The organism is Halomonas elongata (assembly GCF_029081005.1).
Lineage (GTDB): Bacteria > Pseudomonadota > Gammaproteobacteria > Pseudomonadales > Halomonadaceae > Halomonas > Halomonas elongata_B.
Window position 1 is genome coordinate 19,646 of sequence record NZ_JAJQTQ010000036.1, and the last position, 14,988, is coordinate 34,633.

A 14,988-nucleotide genomic window follows, 5' to 3' on the forward strand; every position below is an offset into this window, starting at 1 on the left:
GCCATGATCGACGTCACCGAGTACATCGGCCTGCCGTTCGAGTCGGGGGGCCGAGGGCCGCGCTATGACTGCTGGGGCATTGTGCGCCGCGTGTACGCCGACCACCTCGGCATCGAGCTTCCGCTGCACACCGGCTACGCCGACACGCTGACCGACGAGACATCACGGCTGATGGTCTTCGCCCGCTCCGAATGGCGCGAGGTCGCCGCCCCCGAGCCGTGGGACGTGGCGATGTTCAACGTCGACGGCAAGCCCAACCACATCGGCCTCGTTATCGCCCCCGACCTGATGCTGCACACCACGCGGCACAAAGACGCCTGTATCGAGAGTTACCGCGCCGCTCAGTGGCGCGACCGCCTGGAAGGATTCTATCGATGGTCCAGCTAGTTGCTCGCCCGAGCCCGGTTCGCTCTGACCTCTACACCGCCGAGATTCCCGATGGAATGAGTCTGTCTGCTGTCCTGGGCGACGACATGCCGGAAAGCGTGCGGGCGCAGATCGACGGTGAGGTCATTCCACGCGAGCGTTGGGCCGAGCCGCTGCCCGCCGAGGCGCAGGTGCTGATCACCGGCACGCCCGAGGATGATGGTATTGGCCGTGCCATCGCGATGATCGGTGTAGCGCTGGTGGCTGGGTGGGCTGCGCCTATTGTGGCCGGCGCTATCGGCGTGGGCGGCATCACCGGCGGCGTCACGGCGGTGACGGCTGGCCTGACCATGGTGGGCTCTTTGGCGGTGAACGCCCTCGTTCCGCCGGAGATGCCGAGCCAACAGTCGCCGACGCAGCCCAACGTCCGCAACTCCATCACCGGCACGCGCAACCAGATCGACAAATATGGCGTCGTGCCGCGTGTTTACGGCAACCCGCGCTGGTATCCCAAGCTCGCTGCCAATCCGGTGACCGAGATCGCTGGCAACGATCAGTACATGCGCATGTTGCTGGTGCTGGGTTATGGGCCGCTTGAAGTGGCCGGGAATCGTGTTGGTGCCGGGCACAGTGTGCTCCGCAATGCCAGTGTCGGTGACAACATCACTATCGGCGAGACGAGCCTTGATGAGTACGAGGATGTCGAGTGGGAGATCGGCACGCCCGACCAACTCTCGCTGATGACACCGGACATCGCCGAGGAACAGGTCGGTGTCGCGCTCAACCAGACCGGCGAGGTGCGCGAGCATGAGTGGGTAGCCGACGATGTGCCACCCGTGGTGCGCACCACCGCGCCGAACACCCGCGAAATCAGCATGGACCTGACGTTTCGGGCGGGCCTGTGGGTGACGACCGATAACGGCAAGACGCGCGGCTGCCGCGTCAAATACTCCATTCGCTATCGCGAGAGCGGTACGTCCCAGTGGACCACGCTTGATGACAACTGGGTGATCGAGGACCACACCAAAGAGACCAAACGCGTCAACCGTCGCTGGACCGTGCCGGCGGGACAGTACGATGTCGAGCTGACCCGTCTCGCGACGTATCTGCGCGATGACAACTCCCCGCAGACCGACAGCACATGGGCGGTGCTGCGTTCCGCGCAGGAAGGTCCGGCCTACACCGGCGACCATGTACTCATTGCGCTGCGCATCCGCGCCACGGACCAGCTCAATGGCGTTATCGACCAGCTCCGCATCCGCACCCAGGCCGTGCTGCGCATGTGGAACGGCTCTGACTGGGTCATGCAGGCCACCAACAACCCGGGCTGGGCCTACATCGACGCGATGACCGGCAAGCAGGTGGGTAACCCCATCGGCGACAACCGTCTGCACCTCGAGGACATCGCTAACTGGGCGTCGTTCTGTGACAACCAGGGGCTGGATTATCACCACGTCCACGACGGCGATGAGACGGTCCTCGATCGCGCGCGCTCGATTGCCGCCGGCGGCCAGGGCTCGTTTGCCTTCCGCGACGGCCGGTTTGGCATTGTCTTCGACGACCCCAATACGCCCATCGTGCAGGCCATCACGCCGCGCAACGCCAGCGGTTTTAGCTCGAGCATCCAGTACAAGGATCTGCCGCACGCCATCCGCGTGAAGTACGTTGATCCCGACACCTGGTCCGATGCCGAGCGCATCGTCTATCGACCGGGCTACGGTGAGAGCAACGCGACTCGCTTCGAGGACTTCCAGCTCCAGGGCGTGGCCAGTGCCGACGAGGCATGGCATCACGGCCAGTATCACATGCGTCAGGCGATCCTCCGTCCCGAGACGTTCAAGGCGTCCATGGACTGGGAGAACCTGGCCATCGTGCGCGGCAACCGCGTGCTGTACCAGTACGACGCCATTCTGGTGGGCCTGGGCACTGCGCGGGTGAAATCGGTCAGCGGCACGACCGTCGTGCTCGACGAGCGCCTGGAGTACACCGAGCAGCGGGCCTATGGCATCTCGGTGCGCGGTGTCGATGATGCGGCCGGCAAGGCCAAGCTGATCGCGACGCAGGTCACCGGTGCCGAGATCGGCGAGACCGACACCTTCACCACCGTCGAAAGCATCGATGTCGAGCCGGGCGACCTGGTGGTTTATGGCGTGATGGGCAAAGAGTCTATCGATGCCAAGGTCTCGAAAATCCAGCCGAACCAGGACTTCGGCGCCGACCTGACGCTGGTCAATGCCGCGCCGGACATCTACGACTACAGCACAGCGCCGGCATTTGACCCGGGCATCACCAACCCGATCCCGCCCGACCGTGTCCGTCCGCCGATCCCGCAGATCACGTCAGTGCGCGGCGACGAGACAGCGGCCCAGCAGAATCAGGACGGCTCGTTCACAACACTGATCCGGGTGGCGTATGCGTTCAGCGCCCAGGTCGGGCTGCCGAATCTGCATATTGAGACACGTTATCGCATCGTCGGCGAGGATGCGTGGGACCATGCCGGGCCGTTCACCGCCACTGGCAATCTGACACTACGCGATGTCGATGAGGAGCAGGATTACGAGATCCAGCTCCGGGCCACCAATGGCAGCACGGCGTCCGTGTGGTCGCAGACCGCAACACTGACAGTGACCGGCCAGGCCGTCCAGGTGCCGCAGACCATTGACGTCAAGCGGGGCACGTTCACGCTCACGTTGATTCCGCACGGCCTGTATGCCGGCGCCCAGTTCGAGTTTTTCCGCTCGTCTGCGCCGCTCGCCCTGGGCGATGTCGAGACCAGCGCACAGCAACTGAGCATCGGCACGACGCTGGTCGATACCGACCTGATGCCGGACACCACCTATTACTACTACGTCCGGCAGTGGACCGCTTCCCGGGTTTCCGAGTTTGCGGTTGTCGAGGCGACGACGAAAAACGACCCGGCCGCTGTCATCAGCAACATCTCCGGCGAGATCGGCCGCACCGAGGTCGATGATGAACTGCGCTCCGAGCTCGATCAGATCGGCACCAACTCGGGCGCGATTGCCGATGTGCAGGACCGCGCCGATCAGATTCGCAGCGACCTGACAACCGAAGTCGGTCGTCTTGACGGGCGGGCTGACCAGATTCGCAGCGACCTGACCGATGCCGAGGGCCGCATCGGGACGATCGAGGGCAACGTCAGCGACATCGAAACCAACGTCGGTAATGCCGTTGACCGGATCACCAGTGTCGAGACGCTTGCAGAATCGAACGAGGGCGCGGTCAACAACTTGGCTCTGGATGTCTCGACGCTCGAGGAGCGCACCGACGATGCCGAGGCGTCGATCATCGAGACGCGGCGGATCGACGAGCTGAACGGCGTTCTTGAGGCTGTCACATCGTCGGTGTCATCGGTGCAGAATGCCGTCGGCAGCGCATCCCAGTCAGTCGAGACGATCAATCGCATCAGCAAGGACGGCGTATTGCTCCAGCGCCAGGAGCTGCTCGAGGGCGAGTTCGAGGACGCCGACGGTCGGATCAACGACATCGTCAACCTCACGCTGTCGCCCGGCTCGGCACTGCTGACGCGGTTCGGACAGATCGAAGGGAGTGTCGATGACGTAAACGGGCGCGTGACGAACGTCGAGAACCTCGACATCTCGTCAGATTCCGCGCTGCTGACAAAGCTGAACGAGATTGAAGGCGAAGCCGGCAATGCCAGCGGCCTCGCGCAAGACATCGTCGACCTCAATCTCGCCCAGGACGCGGCGATCATCAACCGGTTTGAGAGCGTTGAGGGCAGCGTCGACGACGTGTCCGGCGACGTGCAGGACGTCGTGAACCTCAATCTCTCGCCGTCGTCAGCGCTGATTGGCCGATTCGAAACCATCGAGGGCACGGTCAACGACCCCGACACAGGCGTGGCGGCGGCTCATGCGGCTGCGCGTGACATTCGGCAGATGAATCTGTCGTCGTCTACAGCGTTGGTCAGTCGATTTGAGACCATCGAGGGCGATGTCAGCAACGCCCAAGGCTCGATTCAGGACATCCAGAACCTGGACCTCGCACCAGATTCCGCGCTGATCGAGCGGTTTAGCACCCTCGAAGGCACGGTCAATGACCCGGATACGGGCGTCGCCGCCGCGCATGCCGCAGCTCAAGACATCCGTCAGCTCAATCTGTCGTCTGCCACGGCGCTGATCAGCCGATTCGAGACTATCGAGGGCAATGTCAGTAATGCGCAGGGCTCGATCCAGGATATTCGGAACCTGAATCTCGCTACAGACTCTGCACTGATTCAGCGATTCCAGTCGGTCGAGGGCAGCGTGAGCAATGTCGACGGCCGCGTTGACGATGTCATCAACCTGGATCTCTCGTCGTCTTCTGCATTGATCGACAGATTCGAGACTGTCGAGGGTAGCGTCGGCGGAGTAAATGGCCGCGTCGACGACGTCGTGTCGCTGAATTTCAGCGAGGGCGAGAACTATCTCGTTCAGCGTTTCGAGAACATCGAGACCGCTACAGCCGACGGCCTGAGTACCGTTCGGTCAGAGATGCGGGCCGAGCTTGATAATCAATCTCTGATTGCTGACGGCTCTTTCAGCACCGGCGATGGGTCGCTGTGGGATAACACCAGCCACGTCAACATTGTTGATGCATCAAGCGGGACGAGTCCGGTATTCGCTAACGCCCCGGCGAGCTATTTCGCGCAATTCCAGAATCACACATCGGGGACGAATCGCCATGTGACGGGCCCGTTCCGGCCCGCAGCCCCTGGCGATATTTACACCGTCAAGATGGACTATTCGTCTCGACTGAGCCCCGACGGTGATTTGCGGCTATCGGTTCAGTGGCATTCCGCCGATGGCTCGCTAGTTTCGTGGGACACAGTGCAGGCTGTCGATATATCAACACACCCGGACGGCGAGTGGGCGACTACCAAACCGACACAAATGACCGTGCCAGCCGGCGCCACATCGGGCCGCATCGTCGTCTCTGCCCGCAACACGACGCAGGGTAATCCGGTTTTCACGAATGTCGCGGCATCGCGCTCTGACGCCGCGATGGCGGAGCGTATCGATACCGTGCAGACGCAGCTCGGCGAGGACATCGCTGGGGTTCAGGAGCAGGCGCAGACGGAAATCGACGCCCAGGCGGATCGCATCAATGCAATGTGGTCGCTCAAAGTGCAGGCGAATGATCGAATCGCCGGGATGGTCCTTGGCAATGATGGACGAGAGGCCGTGCTTGGCTTCATGGCCGACCAGCTCTATATTGCCGACCCGGATGACCCGGCTAACGCTGATTTAGGCTTTATCTATGACAACGGGCAACTGCTGCTGCGCGAGGCACTGATCGCGTCGCTGACGTTCGGCAAGCTGACCGATGGCTCGGGCAATTTCATCGTCGATAACAATGGGCGCGTGAAAGCGCAGTATATCGATGCTGATAACCTGTCGGTTCGGTGGGCTAATATCCAGAACGTCAATATTCAAAATGCCGATATTGGTGTTGGCGAGATTGACACGCTGAGGCTGGCCGGAAATTCAGTAACAGTGCCCACGGAATCAAGAAACGGCTCTCAAACCGGAGATCTAGATGCCGGCCAATGGACGAATGTCCTTAGCATAAATTCACCTGGTTCTGGAAAATGCCTGATAACGGCCAGCTTTGTTATTGAAGACGTGCAGGAGACTCCCGGAGACACAAGCCCATTTGCCGCTGACGTGAGATTCCTGGTCGATGACTCGGAGTACATAATGTTCCCGTCGATTGCTGTCGCTAGTTTCGCCGACAATTCCAGCGGTGGCTACAAGGGTACAGCCTCGGTGTCGTTCTCTTTCGCAAGTAGCTCAACCGCCAACGTTCGAATGCAAGTCCGGCACTACCAAGGTAGCGGGGCAACGGCGAGTATGAGGGTCAGTCGGCGATACATGCATGCAACTAGGTTCTTGAGGTGACCACCTTGAAAATCATAGCAATACACCGGGAAGGGCTTCCGACGATAGAACGTATTGTCGAAGTTCCTTTGTTGGAATGCCCGCTTGACGATGAAGTCCGGAAGGCCCTATCGCTCCCGAAGAGCTATCCAGATGATCAATGCAGCGATGGCGAGTCTTGGGTCGAAGTCTCGGGGGACGTGGACGGAGAAACCCACTACATTGACCTCGATCAGCGGGTCGCTGTGGCGCGATCCGCATTCAACCCCGAGTACAGCATCAACGGCCTGGTCGTTCGGTTCGACTGGCTGCCGGGCGGCACCGTCATCGGTGCGATGAGGCAGACGATGAAATCAGATGGTGATGATGAGATCGAGTTCGACGTGCCTGGTACGTACCGCATCGGCCTTCATCATCCCCATTATCGGGATGAAGTCATGGAGGTGACCGTTGGGTAAACTCAGGATCAAAAGCCACGCCGACCGCGCCGCCGCTCGGGCGCACTACCTCGATGCCGTAGACCGTGCCGCACCTGACGTCCCGTCATTGATCGCCGCCCGGCGCGAGGTCAAATGGGCCGAAGTCCAGGCAGGTGACGGACCGATCCTCCGTGCCGAAGCCGACGCCCTGGGCTGCTCGCTGCAATCCGTCATCGACAGCGTGATAGCCGCACGCCTGCAGTGGTGTGAGTCCGAGGCGGCGCGAGAAGCCGCCCGCATCCGAGCCAAAACCCGCATTCGAAACGCCGAAACACCAGCGGACATGCACCGCGCTTACACCGACTACACAGCCGCCCTCGAAGCGGCTTTTTCATGCCCGGAGGAACGATAAATGGCATACGAAACTGTAGACCAGGCCAACCAGCATACTATTGAGACGCTTGAGGAGCTGGAAAGGCGAGCCCGGGTCCTCGTCAACTTGCTGATAGGCGGTATTGATGTCGGGCAGACCGGCGCGCTGGGTGACTTGGCTCTGCTTAGTACATTGTCAAGCGCGGATGTTGGCAACCCTGCCGTATTACGAGAGTCAATGAACTTCTCTGGGGCATCTCTTGTTGAGATGCGTAAGTACGGTGTCGGCGGTACCGTGCAGCCAGATTACCCGCTATCAGACCTGGATAGTAATCCGAATTCAATTTATTCAGGCGTGTATCGGGTAACCGCTTTGGTAGCTAACAGGCCAGGATCGGGCTCTGGCACAGTGACCGTACTGCAATTTGATCCCAACAATACAATTTTAGTTTATAGAGAGGTCCAGACCGGGGATGAGTATATTAGATCATTCAGCGGAAATCTTGGGACGTGGCGCAGCGGATGGATTGCTAGCTGGGGGCAGAGTAACACAACTGTCGATTCCAACGGATTCATAAAAGAGGCGAGCCCGATATTCCGCCTCGCCAATCTGCCATCCACATCCCAGGGGCAGGGGTTTAGTGCTGCCGGTGCCGGCATGGCGAATGTCGAAGCCCAGGGTGTCACCGCCGAGCATGTGGGTACCGGCGTCTATGAGGTTTCCGGCTCGCTTGGGCTGGCTGCCGAGGGCTGGCAGATCGAGCTGCCCCAGGAGCCAGGCACCGGACAACACATGATCATGGCGCAGACGTCGTGGGACGCCGATACGAACGTCCTCACGGTGCGTACATTCAACCGCCAGTTCGATGCTAGCACTGCATCGATCGTGCCTGGTGACCCCGCCGACATCCCCGATGGACGCTGGCTCGACCTGCGCCTCGAGATGCCGGAGCCGGAGGACCCGGAAGGGCCGGTCGAGCCCTGACGCCGATCTCTTACAGCGGCCCACTCTCGGCTAGCAGTTGCTCGATCAGGTCGGCGGCCTCACGGCTTGCTCGATCATATGGCCGCTGCCGGAGCTGCTCGACGATCTGCTCGGGCGTCAGGGTGCGGGGTGGGTATGTGTGGGGCTGGGGCATGGGCTTCTCTCCTGAATACCACCTGCTTATGCCCAGCATAGCGCGTCTCACGCCAGTGACGCCGAATGAGCAAAAACAACGCCTTACTCGCCACCACTCGGCGTGCTTGTGAGACGCGTTTATAAGCCCATCAGTCTGATTGTTAAGGATTATTTGAAATTATCGTGGGCTCACACATGCGGCTCTTCCCTCGCGTTGTCCCGTGACCGGCGACGACGACGCCATCCCGCGGACAACAGCCACAACAGCAGCAGCGCCCCGATGGCAATCCACAGTCGCGGATCCTTGCCATGCTTCGCGACGGCACGTTCCACGCCGGGCCAACCGGCTTGCCAGCCATCGTGCAGGCGGTCTGGCACGGCATTGACCCACTCGACGAAGCGATCGGCGATATTGGCATCCGGATCGCTGGCCGGTGCCTCGTCCGCCTCCGCGAAACGCTCGGCGGACAGCGTCGGGCCGGCCATGTCGGGCCGGTCGATACCCACCCGACTCTCGGGATTGAGGGTCAGGGTCGGCAGCACCAACTCGCGCGTTTCACCATCCAGGGTGACCGTCGCGATCAAGCGCAGAGGCTGTCGAGTATCGTCTTCCACCTCGGGCAAGGGGAGTTGCCACCGGGTCTCGCCCACCGCTTCGGCCTCAAGGCGTCGTCCCTGGAAGTCACCATGAATCTCGGTATTGCCACGGTTGAGCTCGGGATGTTCGGCCGCCAGCACCAGCCGGTTGGTGGCCGGGTCATGCGCCACACCGATCGACGGAAGGACATTGACGGCCTGGCCAAGCTGACGCTCGAACCCCTCCCCCTGGGCGCGAATCAGCAAGCGGGCATTACCGGTCTGCGTCGGTGCCGACAGCTGGCCGCGGAAACGGTCATCGGCCACGGCATCGAGCTGCACCGAGGCGAGCACCTCGTCATCCTCCCCTTCCAGTGACACGGCAATACGCAGGTCATCGGGGAAAGGCGTCTCGGCGACCTCATGCTCGAGCCAGGCTTCCACCGGCACCGGAAAGCCGCGATACAGCGTCGTCGGCAACACCGAGGTGCGCAGGCTCCAGGGCGAGGTCACGCTGACCCGGCTCTTCGCTCCCACCGGCCCCTCGAGTCGCCACTCACCCGCCTCGGGATCGGGCACGCGAATCAGGTCGAAGTGCGGCTCCACCTGCCAGCGAATGTCGTCGGGGGCGGTCTCGGCGGTGTACCGGGTACCATCCGGCGCCACCAGCGTCACCGGGTCCTCGTCGGGACCGTGGAAGACCAGGGCCGAGAGGTTCTCGACACTCGAATCGACGACAAAGCGATCATCCGCTTCCAGCGGCACCTGATCGGCCGGGAAGATACGCTCGATGATGTCCAGGAAGGCCCCCAGCAGGCTTTCCGGCGACTTGGCCACGGCGGCCAGCCCCCCGGTACGCTGGGCCAGTTGTTCGACCAGGGCGAGATCGGCCTCGTCGGAAAAGGCAATGGCATGCACCACCACGCCTCGGTTGGCGAATCGCGACGCCACGCTCTCCACCAGCCGCTGCCGGGATGCCTCGTCGATGCCGGGCTTGGCGCCCTGCGACGGCGGCAGGTCGATGACCCCATCGGTCATCAGGATCAGGTGTCGCCAGCCGTTGGCTTCGGCCGAAGCGGCCTGGTCCAGCGCCGTCTCGATGTCGGTGTACTGTTGATAATCGCGTAGTGCGGGCGGCAATGCCAAGGCCCGCTCACGCCATTGTTCGGACACTTCACCCAATGGCAGAGGGTTGTCGATTCGCTCACCGAAGGTCCAGACACCGGCACTCACCCCACCCGGCAACAGCGACACCAGCAGTTCCATGGCACTGGCCGCCAGCTGATCGGGATCATTGCGTTTCATGCTGCCGGAAACATCGACCACCACCCGCACGTCCGGACGCTGCTCCGGCACCTGCGCCAGGGCTGCCCCGCCCCACCACAGGCAGCTCACCAACAGCGACATCGCGAGGCAGATGGTGGAGGCTCGACAACCGACTCTGGCCATAGTGGTTCCTTAGCCGACGACCGGCTCCCGACGATCCCCATCATCCCGACGACGATCGGCACGCGACGTCTTCTTCTCGGCCTGCTCGCCGCTCGACTCGCCGTCCGCCCGACGCGCGGACGCGCGACCGCGCCGCCACAGCAACAACCCCAGCAAGCCACCCAGACCGGCCGCCACCGCCACCAGCAACAGCGCCGAGGCCATGGTCCCGCCATCCCTTTCGAGGAAGGCCAGGCCACCCACCACCACCGCCGGTGCCATGCCGGTATAGGCATCGCCCGCGTCGTTCAGCGGCGTACTGAAACTGGACGGCACCCACATCACGCCGGCCACGGCCCAGGTGATCACCAACCGAGGCAAGCGCGGCAGAAACGCCAGCCCCATGTAGCCCGTGCCGAGCACCACCAGCGACAATACGGCGTAGCTCAGCCATAGTAGGGGAATAGAATCCGAAATCAGCATCGATACCTCATCAATCTATGTACAGTAAGGGAAACGCTGAATAAATCGCCGAGCATAGTGAAGCGCAAGGCGCACGGAGCACAGAAAGCGAGACATAACTAGTAGTTAGGCGAGCTTTCGAGCACCGCGCAACGCAGCGATTTGCATGCGCAGGCATTTAAGCAGTGTTTCCTAAGATCCACGGTGACGCACCTTATTGAATTCACTCCGAGTATGGTACATCCCGCAGCATGAAAGCACAGCCGCCGCATGACCGAAACGCCGATACCGACGATACCTCCCGCCCCGTTCAACGCTTTCGGCGTCCCGACGACCCCGACTGGCACTGGCTGGAGCAGCGCGACGACCCCGAGGTAAAGGCCTTTCTCGAGGCCGCCAACGATGAGGCCCGCCGCTGGTTCTCTCCACTGCAGGACCTCACCGAGCGGCTCTACCATGGCCACCTCGCACGTCGCGAGCTGGCCGTCCACGGCCTGCCGACACCGCTGGACCATTTCACGGTATGGAGCGAAACGGCGGCGGACGCCGACCACCCGGTCTGGTGGCGCCACCCCAACAATGCGCCAGAAGACGCCGAACCCTTTCTGGACATTCAGGCCAGGGCTCACGACAGCGTCTTCTTCGAGATCGGCGACATGGCGCTCTCTCCCGACGAAACCTGGCTGGCCTGGACCGAAGACACCCAGGGCGACGAGGTCTTCTGCCTCTGGCTACGGCACTTGCCCGATGGCGAACCGACACGACTGCTCGACGACATCGGCCCCGAACTCTGCTGGGCAGAGGACGGCACGACCCTGCTGTTCACGCGCTTCGACGCCACCCAGCGCCCGGAAAGCATCTGGCGACTGCCATTGCATCTCGACACGTCCTCGCCAAGCGCCGGCCGCGAGACGCTGATGCTGCGTGAAGCGGATCCGGAGTTCTGGCTCGGCCTGGGCAAGACACGCTCTCGGGAGTGGCTGGTACTCGAGTCCGCCTCCAAGGACACCAGCGAGACCCACCTGGTTCCCGCCCGATCCCCGACGGACACGCCATGGCGGTTCCGTCCCCGTGAAGCCGGCGTCGAATATGCCATCGATCACCGCCCCGGCCACTTCTATGTGCTGCACAACCGCAACGCGCCCCACTTCCGTCTCGACCGACTCGATGAAAGCGCACCCGACATGCAGGGCGAGACGCTGATCGAACACCGCGACGACACTACCCTGGAGGGGGTCGATACCTTTTCCTGGGGGCTGGTGCTTACCGAACGCGACCATCACGAGGCCCAGGTCAGGCTGCGCGTGATCGAGTGCGACGCGGCCCATACCCGGCAGCGAGACACCTGGCTACCGTTGAGCGAGACACCCTGCAGCCTGATGCTGGATGCCACGCCCCATTTCGACACCCGCCGTCTCAGGCTACGCGAGGAATCCTTCACCCAGCCACCAAGCTGGACGGACCTCGACCTGGATAGCGGCCAGCGCCGCCTGCTCAAGCGCCAGGCCGTACACGGCGACCTGCCCCCCGAGCAACTGGCCTGTCAGCGCCTTTGGGCGCATTCCCACGATGGCGAGTGCATTCCGGTCTCGGTGGTGATGCGCGCCGACCGGGTCGGACACCCGCTACCGACGCTGCTCTACGGCTACGGCGCCTACGGCGAGGTGCTCGATGCCTGGTTCTCGGTGGCACGCCTGGAGCTGCTGGCCCGGGGCGTGGCCTTCGCCGTCGCCCATGTACGCGGCGGCGGCGAACGCGGCGAGCCCTGGTACCTGGCCGGCAAGCTCGAACACAAGACCAACAGCTTCCAGGACTTCCTCGCTGCCCGGGATGCCCTGGTCGCGCAGGGCGTCAGCGATGGCGAACGCATTGTCGCCCATGGCGCCAGCGCCGGCGGACTGCTGGTCGGCGCCAGTCTCAACCTGTCGCCCGAGCGCTTTCGCGCGGCGGTACTCGACGTGCCCTTCGTCGATGTCCTGCGCACCATGCAGAATCCCGAACTGCCGCTGACCACCGCCGAGTACAGTGAATGGGGCGACCCTCGCGATCCGACCGTGCGACAACGCATCCAGGCCTACTCGCCACTGGACAACCTGCCCGACCGCCCCTGGCCGCCGGTCTTCCTCCAGGGCAGCTGGCACGACACCCGGGTCGCCTACTGGGAACCGGCCAAGCTCTACGCCCGCCTCGGTGAACTGGCCGGTCCCGGCAATACGCCCCCGCCTCTGCTGCGTACCGACATGGACGCCGGCCACGGCGGCGCCTCCGGGCGGTTCAAGGCCTGGCACGACCACGCACGGGAAGACGCCTTCATTCTCTGGGCGCTGGGCAAGGCCTGACGCGAGCTGGAAGCTGGAAGGCAGCATGAACCCCGACGGCATGGGGTCAAGGTTTTTTCTTCCAGCTTCAAGCTTATGACTTCAGGCTCCGGACGAAGTCCGGTCGAGTTTTCTTCCAGCTTCAAGCTTACGACTTCAAGCTCTGGGCGAAGGCGACCGTGCGGACCAGCGCGGTTACCTCCTGGCCGACGGCGAGGCCGAGTTCGTCGTAGGACTTGCGAGTCAGGCGGGCACGCAGCGTCTGTCCTCCCAGGCGCAGGCGAAGCTCCATGGTGGCGGCGTCGCCGGGAGGTGCCCAGGCCTGCTCGATGACCGTCACCAACTGGTTGCGGTAACTGAGCTCGGCGCTGGGTGCCAGGGCCAGTGCTACCTCGCGCACCGGCACCCGCAGCCTCACCCGCCGCCCTGTCGAGGCCGCGATGCCGGGCACGGTCAGCGCCTGGCCATCATCGAGGCGCAGCCGAGTCAGCCCATAGGCTTCATCATGAGCCTGGACGTTCGCCTCGAGGGGCATGGCGGCATCGAAGCCCCCCAGCGCCCCGGTGAGGTCACACCGTTCCATCAGTTCATCCAGTTCGCCTTGAGCACGTACCCGCCCCTCTTCCATCAGGACAAGCGTATCGGCGATTTCGATCAGTTCGGCGGGCTCATGGCTGACATAGACAATGGGGATATCGACCTCACCGGCCAGGCGCTGGATGTAGCGCAACAACTCCCCCTTTCGCGCCCCGTCCAGACCGGTCAGCGGCTCGTCCATCAACAGCAGGCGTGGATCGCTGAGCAGGGCCCGCCCGATGGCGACGCGGCGCGCCTCGCCACCGGACAGCGTAGCCGGGTAGCGCGCCAGCAGATGATCGATGCCCAACAGGCCGACGACGGCCTCGAAGCGCGATGCCATGCGTGCCGGCATGCCGTAGGTCAGGTTGCCATGCACCCGGTAGTGCGGAAACAATCGGGCCTCCTGGAAGACCACCCCGAGCCGTCGACGATGGGCCGGTACAAAGATACGCGAGGCGGTATCCACCAAGGGAGTGCCATCCAGGGCTATGCGGCCGCATTGCGGCCTGTCGAGCCCCGCAATCAAGCGCAGCAGACTCGTCTTGCCGCTGCCGGACACGCCGAACAGCGCCGTCACGCCGCGCCCGGGCAGTGCCAGCTCGGCCTCCAGAGAGAACTGGCCGAGTCGATGCTTCACATCCAGGACAAGACCGCTGCCGTGGCTCATGTGTCCCGCCCCCGTAGCCGCGCTCGCGCTCGTCTTGCCAGCCACTCGGAGGCCACCAGCGATACCATCGCGATCACGACCGACAAGGCGCATAGCCGCGCCGCCGCCGCCTCACCACCGGGCGTCTGGATCAACGAATAGAGCGCCAGCGGCAGGGTGCGAGTCTCGCCGGGAATATTCGAGGCGAAGGTGATGGTGGCGCCGAACTCCGAGAGCGCCCGGGCAAACGCCAGTACGGTGCCGGTCAGCAGACCCGGCAGCGTCAACGGCAGGGTAATGGTCGCGAAGACTCGCCAGCGCCCGGCGCCCAGGGTGCTGGCCGCCGCCTCCAGGCGCGGATCGACCGCCTCGAGGGAAAGTCGCAGGGCACGCACCAGCAGTGGAAAGGCCATGACGCCACCGGCCACGGCGGCACCCTGCCAGGTGAAGGGCAGGCGAACGCCCCACCACGCCTGCAGCCACTGCCCCAGCACGCCCTGGCTACCCAGTGACAACAGCAGCAGGTAACCCACCACCACCGGCGGCAGAACCAGCGGCAGATGCAGTAGCCCATCGAGCAATGCCTTGCCGCGAAACTCGCGTCGCGCCATCAGCCAGGCCACGGCAATGCCGGGAATCAGAATCCAGGCCACAGCGACACTCGCGACCCGCAGGCTGATCAAGATGGCCTCGATTTCGGCATCGGTCAGCATGGGTTACCTCTAACTGAGCTGGAAGCTGGAAGCTGGAAGCTGGAAGCTGGAAGCTGGAAGCTGGAAGCTGGAAGCTGGAAGCTGGAAGCTGG

The 14,988-nt window shown here is 63.2% G+C and carries 11 protein-coding genes; 6 read left to right on the forward strand and 5 right to left on the reverse strand.

Annotated features, from left to right (window positions below):
* Positions 1-3: 3 nt before the first annotated feature.
* From LU493_RS18020 to LU493_RS18040, 5 genes are read left to right on the forward strand one after another with little or no spacing between them, the layout of a single operon-like run.
* The gene (locus LU493_RS18020) at positions 4-387 is read left to right on the forward strand and encodes an NlpC/P60 family protein (protein ID WP_275289192.1); all 384 of its coding nucleotides are present in this window, start codon (positions 4-6) and stop codon (positions 385-387) included.
* Positions 375-6,284, forward strand: coding sequence for a host specificity factor TipJ family phage tail protein (locus LU493_RS18025; protein WP_275289193.1), 5,910 nt, complete (start codon positions 375-377; stop codon positions 6,282-6,284). The genes LU493_RS18020 and LU493_RS18025 overlap by 13 nt, the downstream gene beginning before the upstream one ends.
* Positions 6,281-6,721 (forward strand): hypothetical protein, encoded by a 441-nt coding sequence (locus tag LU493_RS18030; RefSeq protein ID WP_275289194.1) that lies wholly within the window; start codon positions 6,281-6,283, stop codon positions 6,719-6,721. The genes LU493_RS18025 and LU493_RS18030 overlap by 4 nt, the downstream gene beginning before the upstream one ends.
* Positions 6,714-7,094 (forward strand): hypothetical protein, encoded by a 381-nt coding sequence (locus LU493_RS18035; protein ID WP_275289195.1) that lies wholly within the window; start codon positions 6,714-6,716, stop codon positions 7,092-7,094. The genes LU493_RS18030 and LU493_RS18035 overlap by 8 nt, the downstream gene beginning before the upstream one ends.
* Positions 7,095-8,039 (forward strand): pyocin knob domain-containing protein, encoded by a 945-nt coding sequence (locus tag LU493_RS18040; RefSeq protein WP_275289196.1) that lies wholly within the window; start codon positions 7,095-7,097, stop codon positions 8,037-8,039.
* Positions 8,040-8,049: 10 nt separating this feature from the next.
* Here the strand turns inward: LU493_RS18040 and LU493_RS18045 are convergent, their stop codons facing one another.
* The 3 genes from LU493_RS18045 to LU493_RS18055 form a co-directional block, all read right to left on the reverse strand.
* Positions 8,050-8,193, reverse strand: a complete 144-nt coding sequence (locus LU493_RS18045) for a hypothetical protein (protein ID WP_275289197.1) — start codon at positions 8,191-8,193, stop codon at positions 8,050-8,052.
* A 170-nt stretch (positions 8,194-8,363) separates the two neighbouring features.
* Positions 8,364-10,199 carry a vWA domain-containing protein gene (locus tag LU493_RS18050; RefSeq protein WP_275289198.1) on the reverse strand — a complete coding sequence of 612 codons (1,836 nt, stop codon included), beginning with the start codon at positions 10,197-10,199 and terminating at the stop codon, positions 8,364-8,366.
* Positions 10,200-10,208: 9 nt separating this feature from the next.
* Positions 10,209-10,661, reverse strand: coding sequence for a hypothetical protein (locus tag LU493_RS18055; RefSeq protein ID WP_275289199.1), 453 nt, complete (start codon positions 10,659-10,661; stop codon positions 10,209-10,211).
* Positions 10,662-10,891: 230 nt separating this feature from the next.
* Here LU493_RS18055 and LU493_RS18060 point away from each other — a divergent pair, with 230 nt between their 5' ends.
* On the forward strand, positions 10,892-12,979 hold the full coding sequence (locus LU493_RS18060) for a S9 family peptidase (RefSeq protein ID WP_275289200.1): 2,088 nt from the start codon (positions 10,892-10,894) through the stop codon (positions 12,977-12,979).
* Positions 12,980-13,106: 127 nt separating this feature from the next.
* Here the strand turns inward: LU493_RS18060 and modC are convergent, their stop codons facing one another.
* Together modC and modB are read right to left on the reverse strand one after the other, a co-directional pair.
* Positions 13,107-14,204: a molybdenum ABC transporter ATP-binding protein gene (gene modC / locus LU493_RS18065; RefSeq protein ID WP_275289201.1), complete on the reverse strand. Its 1,098-nt coding sequence runs from the start codon at positions 14,202-14,204 to the stop codon at positions 13,107-13,109.
* Complete coding sequence (modB, locus tag LU493_RS18070) at positions 14,201-14,896, reverse strand: molybdate ABC transporter permease subunit (protein WP_275289202.1); 696 nt, start codon at positions 14,894-14,896, stop codon at positions 14,201-14,203. The genes modC and modB overlap by 4 nt, the downstream gene beginning before the upstream one ends.
* Positions 14,897-14,988: the final 92 nt, after the last annotated feature.

Coding starts and splice junctions, on each gene's coding strand:
- LU493_RS18020 (WP_275289192.1), top strand. CDS start 4: ATGATCGACGTCACCGAGTACATCGGCCTGCCGTTCGAGTCGGGGGGC.
- LU493_RS18025 (WP_275289193.1), top strand. CDS start 375: ATGGTCCAGCTAGTTGCTCGCCCGAGCCCGGTTCGCTCTGACCTCTAC.
- LU493_RS18040 (WP_275289196.1), top strand. CDS start 7,095: ATGGCATACGAAACTGTAGACCAGGCCAACCAGCATACTATTGAGACG.
- LU493_RS18045 (WP_275289197.1), bottom strand. CDS start 8,193: ATGCCCCAGCCCCACACATACCCACCCCGCACCCTGACGCCCGAGCAG.
- LU493_RS18050 (WP_275289198.1), bottom strand. CDS start 10,199: ATGGCCAGAGTCGGTTGTCGAGCCTCCACCATCTGCCTCGCGATGTCG.
- LU493_RS18055 (WP_275289199.1), bottom strand. CDS start 10,661: ATGCTGATTTCGGATTCTATTCCCCTACTATGGCTGAGCTACGCCGTA.
- LU493_RS18060 (WP_275289200.1), top strand. CDS start 10,892: ATGAAAGCACAGCCGCCGCATGACCGAAACGCCGATACCGACGATACC.
- modC (WP_275289201.1), bottom strand. CDS start 14,204: ATGAGCCACGGCAGCGGTCTTGTCCTGGATGTGAAGCATCGACTCGGC.
- modB (WP_275289202.1), bottom strand. CDS start 14,896: ATGCTGACCGATGCCGAAATCGAGGCCATCTTGATCAGCCTGCGGGTC.